Annotated in this window: 13 protein-coding genes; 5 read left to right on the top strand and 8 right to left on the bottom strand. The window is 41.2% G+C overall.

The window, feature by feature from the left end:
* Positions 1-11 precede the first annotated feature (11 nt).
* Positions 12-3,212 carry a SusC/RagA family TonB-linked outer membrane protein gene (locus tag DBR40_RS03260; protein WP_124558376.1) on the bottom strand — a complete coding sequence of 1,067 codons (3,201 nt, stop codon included), beginning with the start codon at positions 3,210-3,212 and terminating at the stop codon, positions 12-14.
* Between the two features lie 721 nt (positions 3,213-3,933).
* On the opposite strand from DBR40_RS03260, the gene DBR40_RS03255 reads away from it, so the two are divergent.
* Positions 3,934-4,338, top strand: coding sequence for a DoxX family protein (locus DBR40_RS03255; protein WP_124558375.1), 405 nt, complete (start codon positions 3,934-3,936; stop codon positions 4,336-4,338).
* A gap of 85 nt (positions 4,339-4,423) precedes the next feature.
* Here the strand turns inward: DBR40_RS03255 and DBR40_RS03250 are convergent, their stop codons facing one another.
* Positions 4,424-4,804, bottom strand: a complete 381-nt coding sequence (locus DBR40_RS03250) for a winged helix-turn-helix transcriptional regulator (protein WP_124558374.1) — start codon at positions 4,802-4,804, stop codon at positions 4,424-4,426.
* Positions 4,805-4,882: 78 nt separating this feature from the next.
* Between DBR40_RS03250 and DBR40_RS03245 the strand changes: the two genes are divergently transcribed.
* Together DBR40_RS03245 and DBR40_RS03240 are read left to right on the top strand one after the other, a co-directional pair.
* The gene (locus tag DBR40_RS03245) at positions 4,883-5,623 is read left to right on the top strand and encodes an SDR family oxidoreductase (RefSeq protein WP_124558373.1); all 741 of its coding nucleotides are present in this window, start codon (positions 4,883-4,885) and stop codon (positions 5,621-5,623) included.
* Between the two features lie 274 nt (positions 5,624-5,897).
* Complete coding sequence (locus DBR40_RS03240; protein ID WP_124558372.1) at positions 5,898-8,243, top strand: PDZ domain-containing protein; 2,346 nt, start codon at positions 5,898-5,900, stop codon at positions 8,241-8,243.
* 179 nt (positions 8,244-8,422) lie between these two features.
* Here the strand turns inward: DBR40_RS03240 and DBR40_RS03235 are convergent, their stop codons facing one another.
* The gene (locus tag DBR40_RS03235) at positions 8,423-9,541 is read right to left on the bottom strand and encodes an agmatine/peptidylarginine deiminase (protein ID WP_124558371.1); all 1,119 of its coding nucleotides are present in this window, start codon (positions 9,539-9,541) and stop codon (positions 8,423-8,425) included.
* 74 nt (positions 9,542-9,615) lie between these two features.
* A complete protein-coding gene (locus tag DBR40_RS03230; protein WP_124558370.1) occupies positions 9,616-10,452 on the bottom strand; it encodes a GyrI-like domain-containing protein in 837 nt (278 codons plus the stop codon).
* Between the two features lie 254 nt (positions 10,453-10,706).
* On the opposite strand from DBR40_RS03230, the gene DBR40_RS03225 reads away from it, so the two are divergent.
* Together DBR40_RS03225 and DBR40_RS03220 are read left to right on the top strand one after the other, a co-directional pair.
* On the top strand, positions 10,707-12,770 hold the full coding sequence (locus DBR40_RS03225) for a BNR-repeat neuraminidase N-terminal domain-containing protein (RefSeq protein ID WP_124558369.1): 2,064 nt from the start codon (positions 10,707-10,709) through the stop codon (positions 12,768-12,770).
* Positions 12,771-13,119: 349 nt separating this feature from the next.
* Positions 13,120-13,767, top strand: a complete 648-nt coding sequence (locus DBR40_RS03220) for a hypothetical protein (RefSeq protein ID WP_124558368.1) — start codon at positions 13,120-13,122, stop codon at positions 13,765-13,767.
* A gap of 73 nt (positions 13,768-13,840) precedes the next feature.
* On the opposite strand, the gene DBR40_RS03215 is transcribed toward DBR40_RS03220, so the two are convergent.
* The 4 genes from DBR40_RS03215 to DBR40_RS03200 form a co-directional block, all read right to left on the bottom strand.
* A complete protein-coding gene (locus DBR40_RS03215; protein ID WP_233603785.1) occupies positions 13,841-15,583 on the bottom strand; it encodes a CocE/NonD family hydrolase in 1,743 nt (580 codons plus the stop codon).
* Between the two features lie 23 nt (positions 15,584-15,606).
* Positions 15,607-16,299, bottom strand: a complete 693-nt coding sequence (locus DBR40_RS03210) for a LytR/AlgR family response regulator transcription factor (RefSeq protein ID WP_124558367.1) — start codon at positions 16,297-16,299, stop codon at positions 15,607-15,609.
* On the bottom strand, positions 16,296-17,351 hold the full coding sequence (locus DBR40_RS03205; protein ID WP_124558366.1) for a sensor histidine kinase: 1,056 nt from the start codon (positions 17,349-17,351) through the stop codon (positions 16,296-16,298). Before DBR40_RS03205 ends, DBR40_RS03210 begins: the two co-directional genes overlap by 4 nt.
* Before the next feature lie 219 nt (positions 17,352-17,570).
* Positions 17,571-18,125, bottom strand: a complete 555-nt coding sequence (locus DBR40_RS03200; RefSeq protein WP_124558365.1) for a hypothetical protein — start codon at positions 18,123-18,125, stop codon at positions 17,571-17,573.
* Positions 18,126-18,197: the final 72 nt, after the last annotated feature.

Raw genomic sequence — 18,197 nt, 5'->3', positions numbered from 1 at the left:
TTAATTAATGTTTATAATCCAATGTTTAAGCCCACGGTAAAGGTGGTTGGCTTTGGATAATCGAAAAATGTTTGCCCCTGTGCAAAAGCATTACCATAAGTGGTTACTTCCGGATCGTTGCCAGTGTATTTGGTAGCGATGAAGAAATTCTGAACGGAAGTGTACACACGCAATTTGCTTAAACGCAGTTTTTCTACCAGCGATTTGTTGAAGGTGTAGCCCAGCAACAGGTTTTTACCACGAATAAATGAACCATCTTCTACCCAATGCGTATCTACATTGGTTACATAACCTGCAGCCTGATCTCTAATGGCCGCGATAGGGGTATTCTGATTTTGAGGAGTCCAGGCGTTTAATACACTGGCAAAACTATTGGCCTGTACCTGCCTGTCTTCGCCCGAGTGATGCGTCATATTCAACACATCGTTACCATACGAGTATTGCAGCTCAACAATCAGGTCTAAGTTTTTATAACGGAATGAGTTCGAAAATGAACCCCAACCTTTAGGTGCTCCATTTCCGATAATCTGACGGTCGGCATCGGTAATGGCATGGTCGCCGTTTACATCCAGGTATTTAATATCGCCCGGAAGCAACGTTTTACCACCACGGTAGCTCACATATTTAGCCGCTTCGGCCCTTTCGGCTTCGCTCCAGGTACCTAAACGTACCAGCCCCCAGAACGAACCAACGGGCTCGCCAACCCTGATAATACCAGTTTGGTTGGTAAAGTTAGGATTACCTACGCCAAAAATATCATCGGGCGTAGCCAGTGAAAGTACTTTATTACGGTTTAATGAGATGTTGAAACTTGTTTTCCAGGTAAAGTTATCGGTCTGGATATTTACCGTGTTAATACCTAAATCTAAACCTTTGTTCTGCATCGAGCCTACGTTTTTCCTAATTACAGAATAACCTGTAGTACGCGGAACCGGGGCATCGAGTAGCATATCGGTTGTTTTACGGTAATATATATCGGCTTCTAAATTAATGCGGTTGTTAAATAAGCCCAGTTCTAAACCTGCATCGTACTGTGCTGTTTTTTCCCAAACCAAATCGGGGTTTGCCAGGCGGCCAATCCCGATACCGGTTACCCTGGTATCGTTAATAATGCCAAAGTTATTAACCAAAGTAGCTAACGATTGGTATGCAGGTAGCTCAGAGTTACCACTTAAACCATAACTGGTTCTAAATTTTAAATTAGAGATGGTTTTGTTGCCTTTCAAAAATTCTTCATCCGAAATTTTCCAGGCCAGCGCTGCAGAAGGGAAAAAGGCGAATTTGTGGTTCTCTCCAAATTTAGATGAACCATCTACCCTGCCTGTAACGGTTAACAGGTATTTATCTTTAAAGGCATAATTAATCCTTCCAAAATAAGAATTAAAGGCCGAACGGTTTCTGCTCGAACCAACTGAAATAGATTTACTGCCCGAGCCCAGGTTATTATCGCCATAAAAGTCGGTTACGAAATTTTCGGCATGACTGGTATTGCTGAAAAAACTGGTTGCCTGCCACGAAATACCCAATAAGGCATTAATGGCATGCGATTCGGCAAAGCGCTTGTTGTAGGTTAAATAATTCTCTAACGACCAGAAGGTTTCGCGGTCATCGGTAATATTGGCGGTACCGTTTTGCCCGTCGGATATGCCGTACAGTTGTTTGGCGTTGTACTCGTTGGTATTCCTGGTTACAATATTGGCCCCTAACTGGGTACGAAACTCCAGGTCTTTGCTAAAACTGATTGACGAATAAATACTTCCGAGGGCTGTTTGCGTAATTAAACCATATTTCCGATCGGTTAAGATGTGTACTGGATTAGAACCTCCTTCTGCCCATGGAATTAACTTGTTATCGCCCCATTTCCCATCGGCCAGTTTAATCGGAAGAAAAGGAAAAGCTTCGGTAATCATCCGTACCGAGTTTAACCCACCGGTACCCTGATCTACAATATTTTCATCCTGGTTATTGTAGCTTAAATTACCGCCAACTTTTAACCAGGGTTTTATTTTACTATCGAAATTAAACCTACCCGAATAGCGTTTTAAATAAGAATTCAGTAAAAGTCCCTGATCATCACGATAGCCTGCAAAAACACCATAAGTACTGTTTTCGTTGCCTCCGGTAAAACCAAGCTGGTGGTTTTGCGAAAGTTTGTTTTGGGTCGACTCTTTTAGCCAGTCGGTATTGTAAAGCGGATTTCCGTTGCTATCGAAAAACTGTGGCAAGGCTATGCGTGCTGCCTTTGGTACAGGTGTAGAGGCATAGTTTCCTGCTGCCCAACCGACCGGATCGTACACTTTGATATTTTCGTAGGCCAGATCCTGCACTTTAACATATTCGAAGGCATCGAGCATTTCTACATGGTGCGCAGAAAGGGTGTTAATGCCAAACTCTGCATCGTAAGTAACACGTTGTGCATTGGCAGTTCCTTTTTTAGTGGTAATTAAAATTACCCCATTGGCACCACGCGCACCATATATTGCGGTTGAAGAAGCATCTTTAAGCACCTCTACCGAAGCAATATCGCTCGGGTTAATGTAATCGATGGCGTTACTGTTCTGTGTTTGCGAACCTACCGGCAGCGCTACTCCATCCACCACATACAAAGGGTTGTTACTGGTATTGATGGAGCTAAATCCCCTGATTTTAATGCTGGTTTGCCCACCCGGACGACCCGAGTTGGTATTTACCTGCACACCGGAAATCCGCCCGGCCAATGCCTGGTTTAACGACGATGCCGGACGCTCCTGTAGTTCTGTAGCTTTGACCACCCCTACCGAGCCGGTCAAATCTGTTTTTTTAACCGTACCGTATCCAATTACCACTACCTCATCCAATTTGTTATCTGCGGCGGCGCCCAGTTTAACGGTAATGTTGTTATCGGCACCTACCGTTACATCCTTGTTTTCGTAGCCCACGTACGAGAAACGCAATACATCGCCTGCATTAGCTTCAATGCTGAACTTACCCGATTCATTGGTAACTGAGGCTTTGCCCGATGTGATGTTTTTAACTCCTGCACCAGGTATAGGCAGGCTCTTTTCATCCAATACAGTTCCGGTAATTACTTTCCGGTTTTGCACTTGTAAGTAAGGCATTTTACCGCCAGAAAGCTCCCTGGGTTTTTCAATGCCCGGGTTCTTCGAAAAAGCAGGGCTGTTGAGCAAAAAAAGCACAGAAAGCCCTGAAATCTTTAGTAGATTAATTTTCATTAGGTTTTAGTTTAGTAAATGTTTTAATAAAATAAAACGTTTTAGTTACTATCCAGAAACGATTTGAGTAGGGCCATATTCAAATTAATTAAGGGGATGGGCTAACACAGTGATTGCGGAATACAGATTTACAGTTGTGCATACAAAATGTGCACAAATAAAATCCGGTTACACAAATGCATACTGCTAAATAAAGGCAGTTTACCCGGGCTCATTATCATATCTGGTTGTTGATAAAACGATTTATCAAATCAATATTAACCATTCTGATACAAATTCAAAAATTACAAAACGCAACATAAATGTTACCTAAAAGTAAGTATTCAAATACAGACTGATTAGTTTTACAATGTCAGTGAATTTTGATCAAGACAAAAATCATATCCGGTTCAAAATCGAAGCCCGTGTTAATGTCAGGCAAGTTTTAGCGAGAACAGGTAAATTTTCAGAAAATAAAAAGGAAAAATTTACTCAAAGGCAGTTATTGTTAGGCAAATCTCAAAGACCGGGCATTACACTTCGTCATTATCATTTCAAACATATAAGTCAGGTCAGCACATTTAAGCTTATATTTCTTATGTGGTTAAAATTGTACGTGATTTACTTTCACCTCACCTACCGCCCATCCCAACTGCTAAATTGTCTATTTCGGCTATAACAAGCTGGTTTAGGGGGGTATTTTGCAGCAAATTTGTTTCAGAAACTAAAAAAAGAAAATATTATGAAACTTAAAATTGCAAAAAGAATTTACTGGATTGGTGCAGCATTAACAGCTTTATGGTTTGGTGCAAGTGGTATATTTGAACTTACCAAAAACCCTATTGTGTGGGATATTACCTTGCAACTCGGCTATCCGGCCTATTTTATTTATGTGCTTGGAGTAGCCAAACTATCAGGCATTGCAGTTCTTTTAACCCCTAACCGTTTTCTACGCTTAAAAGAATGGGTATTTGCCGGGATATTTTTCGATATCATCTTCGCATTTTGCTCTAAACTGAGTGTTATTGGTGCGGCAGCCACTGTTGATGCTATTGTTGCTTTTATCATGGTGTCGGTAACCTATATCATGTTCAGTAAAATTTACGCCGCAACCTATTCGCCAGTTATTGCCGAGCCAGCAAACTAACTGTCTTCAGCAAATTCACTTAACCTGCATTGGATTTTAACCAGTGCAGGTTTTATTGCGTTTTGTGGCTACTTAGAAGATAAACTTATGGTTGTTCTTTTAAGTGTTGCCTATGCGCTTTGCCCCATTTAATCATTTCTAAAATAATGCTGCCAAACGAGTGACAGTAATCGGTTGGCGAATATTCGATGATCACTGGTGTATCATCAACTACCGTTCGTTTAATAAGTTGGTTGGCGCTCATTTCCTTTAATTCTTTAGAAAGCATGCGGGTGGTAATACCCGGAATGCTCCGCTCAATGTCACGAAAACGTCGATTTCCATTGCAGATGGAATTGATGATCGGGATTTTCCATTTACCGCTTAAAACGTACAGGGTATCCTGCAGCGCCTGTATTTCTTCCTCCTGGTTACGTGGATTAGCTAAGATTTGGTTCGATTTTTCGAGCAGTTCTTTCTCGTTCATACTGGTATACTTCGTTATACTACTTACAAAAGTATACCAATATAGCTTTAGTTTTGCTCAAACAAAAAAATAATTGTCATGGAACATTTAAAAGGAAAAACGGCGCTGGTAACCGGCGGCAATAGCGGCATAGGTTACGCCACCGCAAAAGAGTTAAAGGTACAAGGTGCCGAAGTAATTATTACCGGTCGCAGAAAAGCTGCTGTAGACGAAGCAGCCGCTGCATTGGGTGTAACAGGCATGATAGCCGACCAAGGTAATGTAAACGAAATACAACAACTGGCCTTAGCAGTACAGCAGCAGTTTGGCAAAATTGATATCTTATTCATCAATGCAGGTGTGCTCGAAAATACAACAATCGAAAATGCCACCGAAACGGCTTTCGACAATGTAATCGGGGTAAATTTTAAAGGAGCTTACTTTACACTGAGCAGGTTTATCCCCTTGCTGAACGATGGGGCATCGGTTGTTTTCCTATCTTCCAACACAGCCAGCATGAACGCTGCCAATAGCTCTATTTATTCTTCAGGCAAATCGGCACTTAATGCGGTAATGCGCATTGCTGCTATCGAACTGGCACCACGTAAAATACGGGTAAACAGTGTAAGCCCCGGCCCAACCGCAACCGAAATTATGAACAAAGCCGGCTATACGCCCGAACAGTTGAGCCAGGTAAACGAATGGATATTAGAACGGGTACCCTTAAAACAGTTTGGAAAAGCCGAGGATGTAGGAAAAATGGTAGCCTATTTTTGTGGCGAAGCAGCTAGCTTTATTACCGGTGCCGAAATTGTTATGGATGGCGGCATGAGCCTGTAACGGTAACAATGAGTTGCCAGCTTACAGGCAAAGGCTTTAAAGGTTGGCGGCTCTATTTCATGCCCGATTGCAAAATAATCCTCCCTAGGCTATACATCTCTAAAGTAAAACGCAGCTGCAGCCTGCCAATGCCAATATAAGAGAATAAGTTGCTTATCAGGTTAAATTTATCTCCCCTACTTATTCTTTCTTTGTAAAACATTTAAGATCAAGCCCTAAGCAATGCTTCATTATTTAGTTAGCTGATTCTGAGTGTTAACCAGATATTTTTAGCATGAAAAGATTAACTACCTGCCTCCTTGCATTGTTTGTGTTTAGTTTTTGTCAGGGGCAAACCCTCTTTGTTTCGCCTGCAGGAAACAATAAAAATCTGGGAACAGCCAGGCAACCTATCAAAACTTTAGAATACGCCATTGAAAGTGCCCTAAAACAAAAAGGAAAAGATGTAGTGATTGAACTGGCATCAGGTGTGTACAGCCCTCAAAAAACAATTACCATTTCGGGCGCCAGCTACCATTTAAAATCGCTGAATATTACAGCAGCCAAAGGAGCAAAAGTAACCATCTCGGCATCGGCAAAAAACAAACTAATCTGGAAAAGCTATAAAGACAATATTTATTCGGCGCAGATCGATTTTGAAACAGCCCCCGATCAACTGTTTATGAACGGCCAGAATTTACCAATGGCGCGCTATCCCAATTACGATCCTCAGGCCCGCGTATTTAAGGGTACGGCAGCCGATGCAATTGCCCCTGCACGCGTAAAAACCTGGGCAAACCCCGAAAATGGTTATATCCATGCCCTACATGCCGGCGAGTGGGGAGGTTTCCACTACCAGATAACCGGCAAAAGTAAAACTGGCGAACTCAATTACGAAGGTGGCTGGCAAAATAACCGACCTGCTAAAATGCACGCCAAATACCGTTTTGTAGAAAATATTTTTGAAGAACTGGATGCACCAGGAGAATGGTTTTACAACCGCAAAAGCAAAACACTCTTTCTTATTCCACCAACAGGAACCGATATTAACCAGGCTAATTTCACTTTCAGCAGGCTAACGGATCTGATCCACATTAAAGGCGATCTGAAATCGCCGGTAAAGAATATTAGCATAAATGGGATTGACTTTACAGAAACTGCCCGGAGCTTTATGCTGGGAAAAGAACCATTACTACGCAGCGATTGGACCATTTACCGTGGTGGTGCTATTTTGCTGGAAGGGACCGAAAACATTAGCATCAGGAACTGCAATTTTTACAACTTAGGTGGTAATGCTGTTTTTTTAAGCAAATACAATAAAAACGATAAGATTTCGAACAACCACATCTATAACATTGGTGCCAGTGCATTGGCCTTTGTTGGCGATCCCGATGCGGTACGCTCACCTGCTTTCAGGTATGAGCAATTTATTCCCTGGGACAAAATGGATTTCGAAGCCGGACCAAAATCAGACAACTTTCCGCAACACTGCGAAGCCATCAATAACCTGATTAACAATATTGGCACCATCGAAAAACAATCGGCAGGGGTAGAAATATCCATGTCGCAAAATATCCTTGTTTCGCACAACACCATTTACGAAGTTCCACGGGCGGGCATAAATGTTAGCGAAGGTACATGGGGCGGTCACATTATCGAATTTAACGATGTATTTGACACCGTTTTAGAAACCGGCGATCATGGAGCATTTAACTCCTGGGGCAGGGACCGGTTCTGGCGACCCGAAAGAAAACTGATGGATAGTATTGTTGCTGCAAGGCCAGGTATTGAACTATTGGATATTACAGCACCAATTGTGCTCCGCAACAACAGGTTCCAATGCGATCACGGCTGGGATATTGACCTTGATGACGGAAGCAGTAACTACCAGATTTACAACAATATTTGTTTAAGTGGCGGACTTAAACTCCGCGAAGGTTACCACCGTACCGTTTACAACAACATCATCATCAACAACACTTTCCATCCGCATGTATGGCTAAAAAACAGCGGCGATGTTTTTAAAAATAATATCGTTACCACTGCCTACGCACCAATTCAAATCGATTATTGGGGCAAAGAGGTAAACCATAACTTTTTCTTATCGGCCGATGCGCTGGCTAAAACACAACAAGCAAAAATAGATGCCAACAGTACAGCCGGAAATGCCTTGTTCGAAAATGAGAAAACCGGCGACTTTAGGCTAAGAAGCGGCTCTCCTGCCCTTGCAATAGGATTTAAGAATTTCGCTATGAATTTTGGCGTAACCGACCCAAGACTAAAAAAATTGTCGAAAAGCCCTAAAATTATGCCGCTAATTACCACTGTTTCTGCCAACAGATCGGTACAGGGCGAATGGCTGGGCGCAACGGTTAAAAACATAGAAAACTTAGGCGAACGGTCTGCTGCTGGTATACATAATGACAATGGGGCTTTGTTGGTTGAAATTAAAAAAGGCTCAATTGCCGAAAAGAATTTGTTCAAAAAAGGTGATGTAATTGTCAATCTCGATCAAAACCCCATAAATAGTGTTGCCGATTTACTGAAACTCCACAATGCGGTAAAATGGAAAGGGCATGCTACAGTACTGATTATGAGAGACCAGCAAGAGAAGAAAATAGAAATATCGTTAAAGGATTAGGATGGTAGACCCGGAGAATGATCGTCATTTCGACTGAAGCGCAGCGAATGGAGAAATCTCTAATAGATTTCTCGACTCCGTTACACTCCGCTCGAAATGACGATTCTCTTTGTGAAAATTATTGCTTGGTTTGAGAAGAGACTGTTGCTATGTTGAAACAAGCTACAGTCTCTCTAATTTTACCTCGGTTGCTGTTGCGTAACACAATGCACCATACCACCATTGGCAAACAGGTTACGGCAATCAATCCCTACCACCTTTTTACCAGGGTACAGCTTCTGGATGATTTCGTTTGCTACCGCATCATTTGGGTCGTTATAGTTAGGTACTAAAACGCGGTTATTGGCGATATAGTAATTGATATAGGAAGCCTTACCTAAATTTTTACCATAGGTGGTAACCACATCATTTTTAGTAAGCGGAACTTTTACAAAGTTATAGGCAGCTCCTTTTTTATCGGTTGCAGCATATAGTTTGTCTGCATCAGCCGCCGGAACCTGCCAATAATCCAAATCGTTTGCATTCATGGTAATAATAGTCGAAGCGTTGGCGAAACGTGCAAATCCATCAATATGCATATCGGTAATATCGAGGCCTGCTTTACCCTCAAGCCAGATAAATTTGCTGATGCCTAAATATTTGGTAAATATAGCTTCGGCTTCCTGCAAAGTCATTCCTCTGTTTCTGTTTTTATTCAGAATAGAACTTTTACAAGCCATAAGTACACCCTGGCCATCAACTTCAACACTACCACCTTCATTTATCATCACTGCATTCAGGTCTATTCGCTTAATTTGTTGATCGGCCGCTATTTTTGAAGGTATAGCATCACACTTGCTAAACTCGGCTTTGCCTCCCCAACCATTAAAGCCCCAATCCTGAATAAAAAGCTGACCATTTTTATCCTTTACATAGATAGGGCCGTTATCCCTTACCCACACATCATCAGTTTGGTAAACTTTAAAATCGATATTGCTTAGCTGAGCATCAGCTGTTTTAAGTAAGGCAATAATCCGGTTTTTCTCGGTTTCATCGTAAGCAACAACATGTACCTTTTCGCTTAAAGCCAGTTCTTTTGCCATCGAAACCCAGGTAGCATCTAACCTGTTGCGGTAAGTTGCCCCATACTGGTATTGATGCGGCCATTGCAGCCAGGTGCCTTCGTGCGGAGCTGATTCATCGGGCATAGTATAAACAATAGCGCTATCAGAAGGCTTTGAAATTGTATCTAATTCGCCTTCGGTACATGATAATAAAACTGCTGGTAATAACATCATTATGATTCCCATTTTTTTCATGATTAATATTCTTTTTTTTATAGGGCAAAACTAGCCGTATAAAAAACTATAAAGTTGTCTGAAATTGACAACCTTTATTTTAATGGCAACAGTATCGCTGTTAACAGCTCTTCTTCACTTTCGGTATTATCGGCATGCCTGATGTAACGCTCGATAATGGGGCTATGCGAAAATTCAAGTCCGCAATCTAAAATCCAGCCAGCATAAATTTTCTGGTAGGTATCGTCTAAAGTTTCGTATTTCCCTTTGTGAAGAAACTGGGCATACCTGCCACCCATTATCATTTTAGACGGCAATTTTTCGTCTTGTGCCGGTTGCGAAGCACAGGCATCGTACTTACAGGCCAGCTCATTTCTAATCAGGGGTTCATCGGCAATAATGCCGAAATATTCGGTATCGTGCAGTGGAAATACATGCTTTACAAAATTACCCCACAACTGTTCAATCTCTGGGTTGGTGTACTGGATAAAAGTACTTTTATAATAAACTTTTACGGCTGGCAGATATACAATTTCGGGCTTTAGCACACCTGCTGCTTTTACCGGCACCAAATGGGTAGTATTAAACAACTGTGTTTTGCCCGATTTGGCCAGTTTGGGCGAAATGCCAAAATGCTGTTTAAAAGCCTTTGAAAACGAAGCCAGATTAGCAAAGCCAACCTTTAGTGCAATGGTAGTAAGGCTTTCCTTAGTATAAAGAATTAATTTATAGGCATTTTCTACGCGCAGCCTCTGCTGGTAAGCGCCAATGGTTTCGCCACAGCTGTATTTAAAAATCCGCTGAATATTGCGGTAAGAGTAATTGGAAACATCTTCGATCTCTTTGATCGAAATCGACTGGTCGTACCGCTGCTCAATCAGGTTGATGGTATTGTAGACACAATACAGGTTGGCAGCATCAGTACTTATCATTACTTGAATAATTGATTAATGAAATTTAATAAAAACAATTCGTAAAAAAAGTAAAACGGCATATTGTAAGCCAAATTGTTAAGCTTGTTCAATTATACCAGCGCAGCCACGCGGCTAAACAAACGTTTGTGCATTGAAGAAATAAAAAATCACACAAAATTAATCTAGTTTTACCCGTAAGCAGCCATTAGCTATGTTAAACCATTTTAACAGCTGCCAGCTAACCAATAATTCATCTAGAGTAAACCAATTTTATGAAAGCGCTAAACCGCAAGCTTTTCCCTTTTCGGAAATTATTTTTACTATACACTTTATCCTGCTTAACCCTATTGGCTGCCAAAGCGCAGAAACCGCGAGCAACAAGCAATTTTGCATTGCATTTAGACGGGGCCGATAATAATCCCTGTATCGGGATGCCCATTATGGAAAAAGCATGGACCGTAGAGGCCTGGATAAAAGGGAATGATTTAAGCTGGAAAAAAATTGAAACCATAATTGGTGTTGGAGAGTACGGCAACCTGGATGGACTGGATGAAATACCCCTGCAAATTCACGAGGGAAAATTACACTGCCCCGCAGCTAAGCTCACCTCAACAAATGTACTTGACGATAAATGGCATTATGTTGCCTTAAGTAATAACGGCGCTGAAACCAAACTATACCAGGACGGCAAACTCATTGGTACCTCAAAAGGTAAAATGGCCATTTTGCCCGGAACCATTGGCGTATACGATAAAGCTGAAAATACTTTTGGCGGACTAATTGATGAAGTAAGAATCTGGAATACCGCAATTCCCCAGCAGGTGCTTCAACTTTGGGCTTCGAAACCACTAACGGCAAGGCACCCTAATTTTAAAAACCTTAAGGCTTATTATAATTTTGATGATTTGAAAGATGATGTATGTCTGAATCTGGTTGGGAAGGGACATCAGGCCTATCACCTCAGAAATACACGTTTAAATTACAAAGGCAATCTCCCACTAGCTTACCTGGTAGCGAATGACAACAGACTGTTTGCTCTCGCAGCTAAAAACCAGGAGGTATTTAATGCGGTTACCATAGCAAGTGAATGGGATGCTGAGCAGGGAGCCAAAAACGACCAGTTGTTAAAGCTCCGCATAGCCATAAATGGAACAGAGCAGCCATTAAAACTAACTGAACTTACACTAAACTTCGAAGGAACAACCCATTTAACCGATATAGAGCGGGTACATGTTTATTATACAGGTAAAAGTGCCAGGGATGCCGTAAGAACTGAATTATTTGGAAATGGAAGCATGGCTGCAAAAAAACTAACCTTTACCGCAGGCAAACCATTTGTTTTAAAAAGTGGTATCAATTACTTTTTAGTTACGCTCGATATCCAAAAGCATGCAGTAGTTAGCAATACCATAAAAGGCGCAATTTCGGACTTTACCTTAAACGGAAAAAAATACCAGCCTGAGGCAGAAAATACCAATATCACAAAAACCGTTGTTCCGATGCAGGGCAAAGAAAATACATTAAAACTTTTGCAGTGGAACATCTGGCACGGTGGCGTACACATGGGCAACAATGGCAAAAACCGCGTTAAGGAACTCATCAGAAGCACTTCGGCTGATGTAATTTGCATGCAGGAAGCTTATGGCACACAACAAATGCTTGCCGACTCGCTAAACTTCAAGATGATTACCGCATCGGCCAATGCAAACCTTGCCCTTTTTAGCCGCTACCCCATTACCAAATTAACCGCTAAAGAACCTTTTAAATCTACACCAGGCATCATTACCTTACCCAATGCAAGGCAGATTTTGGTAGCAGACTGGTGGTTAAGGTATGCTTACCGCCCCGAATACACCGATTATTACCTGAACAAAGGTTTGGATGTAAACGATTGGATAAAAGAAGATGCCATGCTTGGTGCTGCCGATGCCGCAGTAAATATGGATACTGATATTGATCCTGTTGTTAAAGGTACCGATATGGCGGTTATTGTTTCGGGCGATTTCAATTCAGGCAGCCACCTCGACTGGACTGCAAGGGCTGCTCCCCTGCATAATGGTTATGGCCCTGTAGCTTTTCCAATCTCTAAATTAATGTTAGAGCGTGGTTATACCGATACTTACAGATTCATTAACCCCAATGAGTTAAGCCACCCGGCTGGAACATTTGCTGCTATATTTGGTCATTTGCAAACCTCACGGATTGATTATATTTATTACAAGGGACAGGGCATTAAACCAATCGCTTCTAAAATTATCCGAACTGCTCCCGAAATTGACGATGTATGGCCTTCAGATCATGCTGCCGTACTCACCGTATTCGATCTTTCTAAATAAGTCATTCCACAAGCGTTGCAATACGAGCCCGATTGGATATTCTAAGGCCGAATATCCAATCATCACCAGCGTATTGCCGGCCATTACTTATTTGTACGCCTTAAACTATCTTTTTGTAATACAATGATCCAGCTATGCGTACATGGCTGGATGATTAGTTTTAGATTAAAAAAAATCCTGCCCGGCAAGGCACTTAACAACATCGCGTTCAGAATCAAATGCATAAAAATCATCTTGATGACATTTGTCAATATCTAAATAGCAAAAAAGCTTTAAAACTGTAATACTAAACATACAAATATTTCGGTTTAAGCAAAAAAGGTATATTTTTGTGGAAATTAACCGAACAATGAAAATTACCCTTTCCCTTACGCCAATTCTTTGTTTTATTACTTTGTTAACCAACGCGCAGCTTAAAACCCTGACACCAGCAAAGCAAATGGCAAAAAACGGTGAAAGCATGTTCGAAGTTTCAAATAAATTAAACGGCGATGCACTGATTGACCGTTTGGTAACACAAAGACGCGCTTTCAATAATAGCCGCAACAAATCAGCATCGCAGCTGGCCAACCTGCCAGCCGCAGAGCATATTTTCGACAGGGCCAGCCTTACTACCATTACTTTTGAAGGTTTAGACTATTTCATATTAAATAACCGTGTAATCGGTATTAAAGGATTAGCACTATCGAATGAAGTTTTGGCACAAATAACCGATAAGTTAATGCTACTGGATAAAGTTCAGTACGATTACTGTGAAAAAGCGAACAACGAATATTTAAGTGCGAATACCAATTTCCAAAACATCAGAAATATGGACAGGTGGTTTTTTACCACACTTAAAATATTTAACACAACCGTAAATGATATTGCATCGTTTACCAAAAATGCAAACCCTTCTTTATCAGTAGCCGCCAATATCAGCAAAATGACCCATCCAAATATCGATGCCTGGAAAGAAAAGCAGATTGACCAGGCTCTGGTACAACTGGAAAAATAAACCAACAAACCAAACAAACAGTAAGAGACCCCGTTTAAACTAAACGGGGTTTTCTTTTTAACTAAAAATCAGATCAAAAGTTAGTATCCGAAACCTGGAGATCAACGAAACCTGTATTCGACCAGCGGATTTGCAACGGCTTTCCGGCGTCTTTTACCGTTTCCTTGCTAACATCTTTTCCGCTACCATAATTTACCTGGGCAAAAGGATTTTTATCAATGTTGAGCACCACCAACAGCCTGCTTCCTTTTCTTAATTGCCGGCTAAAAAATCTAGACCTGTAAAAAGGTATGGTTTCTGCTTTACCCGGAGTAAGTAGCCTGCGCTGAGACATATCTTTAGCGTAACTGGCCCGGCCCAGGAAATAGGATAGCTGAAAATATTCGCCTTCTGGTGTAATTTCATAAAGCACCAAACCAACATCCATATCTTTTTTATTGATAATGGCCTTTAGTGTTCCTGTTAAATAACCACTAACCGATACTTCCCGATCAAAAGCTTTGCTGGTAAAGAAAATGCCGTTTGTTTTATCAATTTCTTTCTTAATAATCTGGCTTGGATAATAATCATTGTAATAACTGTTCCTGTCTACCATATCAACCCTTTGCACAATAAAGGTTTCTTTTCGCGGTTTAATCCTGGATAAAACAGTGTTACCATTTGGAGCACGATCGAGATAAAACCTAACCTGATGAGCCTCTACCTTGTCCATAGCAGGTACGTGTTTCCATACATTGGCACCCATCACTTCGAAATTAATCTTATCCCTTAGCAGTGCCGGTCTTTCTTTTCCTTTTAAAATATGATCCAGCCATTCAAAAGTGAGCTCCCTGGTATTAATTAATGCCACAGGATCGACTTTATATCCCTTTAGTGTTGCTGCTCCTCCCTTTTGTGCGCCAAAATGATCGTAAGGACCGATAACCAGATAGTGTTCTGCAGAAGGCCTGTATTTGTAATGCTCCCTGAGGTATTCGAGCGCCGAAACCTGCCCATCATCGTAATAGCCCGTAATGCTGAGCACAGGAATATTAATCTTTGCAAAATCCTCGCCGTAAGGCACCATCGATTGCCAGTAAGCATCGTAAGCGGGATGCGAAATCCATTTTTGGAGCCAGGGATTAGGCGTTCCATCTATACTATCAATACGGTTATAGGCTGCTCCGCTTTGCCACCAGTTATTCCGCATACGTGCCCACCTTGCATTGTCGTTATTCACCACATCGTCGGTATATTTATTGTTGGTAACATGGAAAGCCCATTGGTAATTGGCGTTTAAAAAAATATTGTTCTCCATTGGCAAGCCTAAACCTGGGATGGAAGCCACATAGGGCACAATTGTTTTTAAAGCAGGGTGCAAATACTTGGTAGCCGCCCACTGTGCAAAGCCCGAAAAACTGCCGCCATACATACCCACACGGCCATCGCTCCATGGCTGGGTTACAATCCAATCAATTACGGCATTCACATCACGCGCCTCGTGTTCATAAGGTTCCGGATTATCGGGACTGAGCCGCTTTCCTCTTGCATCAGCCACAATGCCAACATAACCTTTATCAGCAGCAAATTTGGCTTCGGCAAGGCTTCTGTTTGTATCCGAATAAATCAGGTACATCAGCGCACAGGGCAACTTCGCTGTGATGCCCTTTTTCTGCACCACAACAGCAGAAAGTGTAATACCATAATTGGTTTTAATCAAAACACTATCCCAAATAATGTAATTGGCAGTATCGGGCAAGCTTAGTTTCTGCTGAGCCATACCAAACCGGGCAATTAAAAGGCATAGCACAGCCATACCGAAAAATTTTCTGTTCATTTTCATCTTAACTAAATTTTAATTTATCTTTTTTTAAGGTTCCTGAACCGTACAGACTGACGTTCGGATAGTTGTACGCGAGTTCCGGATGAGAGCGTTACCGAAATCCTACCTTCATTACTTTCTACTGAGGCTACATTATTAATATTAAACATCCGCTCTCTCGATGCCCTAAAAAACATGGCACAATCAGGGTTTTTCTCTATATTATTTAACGAGTTTTTCATCAATACCTGCTCCTTTCCATAATAGAGCCTCACATAATTCTCTTCAGAGGCAATCAACTCTATCGTACTCCATTTAATCAGGTGGAGTTTATTTCTGTCTTTGACAAAAAAAGTTGGTTCAAACTGTCCCTGGCAACGTTTGGTAATTATATTTACGGCTTTATCCAGTCGTTCACTGCGCACGGGTTTCATCAGGTAATCGAGCGCACTTACTTCAAAAGCCTGGAGCGCATAGCTATCGTAAGCAGTTACAAAAATTACCTGGGGGATGTGGCTCAACGATTCGAGCATTTCAAAACCGGTTTGACCGGGCATTTGAATATCTAAAAAAATTAAATCGGGCTGCAAAAGCTCAATCATTTTCCTGCCTTCAAAGCCATCTGCAGCTTCGCCCAATACCACAATTTGCGGGTAAGCCTTTAGCATCCTGATCATTTCGGCCCTGGCCTGGCGCTCATCATCAATAACCAATGTTCTTATTGTTTTCATTTGATCGGAATGGTTAAGGTTGCCAAAACATTTTCTTTTTGCTGACTGATGTTGAATGTAGCCGCTCCTTTGTACCCAATATCCAGCCTGTCTCTTAAATTTTCCAGTCCAATGCCAGCATTTTCATTATCCTGTTCCAACCTGCCGGGATTTAATACCTCAATCCTTAAAAAACCATCCTGCTCATAAACCGTAATGCTCAATTTACCCCCTGCTACCTTTTTCGCTATTCCATGTTTCACCGCATTTTCAACCAGTAATTGTAAACTCAGGCGCGGAATCATTACCGATAAAGCCGGAACCTTAATCTGGAATTCAAAACTTAGCCTTTCTTCCATGCGCATGCTTTCGAGCTCGAGGTAATCTTTTACCAATTCAATTTCTTCATCCAGGCGCACCATCATCGCGTTTCCGCTGTATAAACTATTGCGCAAAATTTCACTCAGCAGGTCTATTCCTCTCGCAGCACCATCTGGTTTGGTATAAATAAGTGATTTAACGGTATTGAGTGCATTGAAAAGAAAATGTGGATTAAGCTGACTGGAAAGATTATCGAGTTGTGCCTGCTTAAAACCCAATTGGAGCCGGGCGTTTTCTGCAGCCAGAAATATCTCCCTTTTAGCATAATGGTAAAGATGATAAGCCAGTAACCAGATGGCCATTAACCTGATACCGGCCATAAATATGCCCGAAATATTGATCAGTGCAAACTGATCCCAATCTAGCCGCCTGTTATTCACAAACATAGTTCGCAAAAAATATACTTTTGGGATTGTAGTGCAGGTATAAATAATGCCCATTACCGGAACTGCAATAAACATCCTTACAATCAAACTATTTAAAGGCAGGAGCTGCCATTTATTGCTTTCGGCGAATAGTTTATAAAGATGGGTAATACCTATGTAAAGCATCACATCGGTTACCAGCTGAGCAAAACCTAAGCCCCAGTGAAACTCGCCGCTGGTAATGGCTACAAATGCCCAATAGAGAGAAGCAGTTGTCCACCCGATGAGCTGGCATCTCCAATAAAGTGAAATATGAGTCTGATTCATTTTTTTTCTTCTTGCCAAAGGAACACAAACTAAAAGCAATATAAAAGATAAAGTACATGGATGCAAGAAACCAGAGGATGAATGCGGGGATAGGTACCCTGCAGAAATTTACTATAAAAAAAGCCGGTCTAAATGAATAAGCCGGCTTTTAGTAAAATCAATAAAATGGTGAGTTACTCTGGTGTACCCTCATTAACTGTATTATGTAGAAATTATTTTTTAGAACAGAACCCCAATCTTGATTGCCAATGACTCCACATTGTATTTAGCTAATCCATTTTTTAAATATTGATGGTCGAAACCCAGACCTGGTACTAAAACAAAACTCTTGCCCAGGGTAAATTTATGACCTGCTCCAACATTAAAAAGAAAGCCATCACTGAAATTATCATCAATTTTAACAGATGGACCAACTATTCCATAAAAAAAGAAACCGCTTCTGGAGTTTTTAAGATAATATCTTGCATCGGCAGTTATATTAAAAGTATTGTAGAATCCAAATAAATCAGTATCAACACCATCAAGCCCAATCCCTATACCCAGGCTTAAATTTGGATTGATGAACAAACCATTAGTTGTTCGGATGCTGCGTATATTGGCAGAAGAACTTAATTTACCGCCCATTAAATTAATTTTGGCACTACCCGGATATATACCAAACTCAGTAACATTAAAATAACCCTTCTCTTGCTTGGTTCTAAGCTGCTCCTGTGCATATAATTTCCCTGTACATAGCACGAATAAAAAAATGTAGATAATCTGTCTGTGTATCATTAACTTGTTATTTATTTCTTTGTTATTGATTCTTAAAAATAACATCAAAGCGCCCCTCGCTAATACTTACCT

The organism is Pedobacter sp. KBW01, from assembly GCF_003852395.1.
Classification (GTDB): domain Bacteria; phylum Bacteroidota; class Bacteroidia; order Sphingobacteriales; family Sphingobacteriaceae; genus Pedobacter.
Note: the sequence above shows the minus strand (reverse complement) of the source record. Positions and strands in the feature narration are given on the sequence as shown.

Coding starts and splice junctions, on each gene's coding strand:
- DBR40_RS03260 (WP_124558376.1), bottom strand. CDS start 3,212: ATGAAAATTAATCTACTAAAGATTTCAGGGCTTTCTGTGCTTTTTTTG.
- DBR40_RS03255 (WP_124558375.1), top strand. CDS start 3,934: ATGAAACTTAAAATTGCAAAAAGAATTTACTGGATTGGTGCAGCATTA.
- DBR40_RS03250 (WP_124558374.1), bottom strand. CDS start 4,804: ATGAACGAGAAAGAACTGCTCGAAAAATCGAACCAAATCTTAGCTAAT.
- DBR40_RS03245 (WP_124558373.1), top strand. CDS start 4,883: ATGGAACATTTAAAAGGAAAAACGGCGCTGGTAACCGGCGGCAATAGC.
- DBR40_RS03240 (WP_124558372.1), top strand. CDS start 5,898: ATGAAAAGATTAACTACCTGCCTCCTTGCATTGTTTGTGTTTAGTTTT.
- DBR40_RS03235 (WP_124558371.1), bottom strand. CDS start 9,541: ATGAAAAAAATGGGAATCATAATGATGTTATTACCAGCAGTTTTATTA.
- DBR40_RS03230 (WP_124558370.1), bottom strand. CDS start 10,452: ATGATAAGTACTGATGCTGCCAACCTGTATTGTGTCTACAATACCATC.
- DBR40_RS03225 (WP_124558369.1), top strand. CDS start 10,707: ATGAAAGCGCTAAACCGCAAGCTTTTCCCTTTTCGGAAATTATTTTTA.
- DBR40_RS03220 (WP_124558368.1), top strand. CDS start 13,120: ATGAAAATTACCCTTTCCCTTACGCCAATTCTTTGTTTTATTACTTTG.
- DBR40_RS03215 (WP_233603785.1), bottom strand. CDS start 15,583: ATGAACAGAAAATTTTTCGGTATGGCTGTGCTATGCCTTTTAATTGCC.
- DBR40_RS03210 (WP_124558367.1), bottom strand. CDS start 16,299: ATGAAAACAATAAGAACATTGGTTATTGATGATGAGCGCCAGGCCAGG.
- DBR40_RS03205 (WP_124558366.1), bottom strand. CDS start 17,351: ATGAATCAGACTCATATTTCACTTTATTGGAGATGCCAGCTCATCGGG.
- DBR40_RS03200 (WP_124558365.1), bottom strand. CDS start 18,125: ATGATACACAGACAGATTATCTACATTTTTTTATTCGTGCTATGTACA.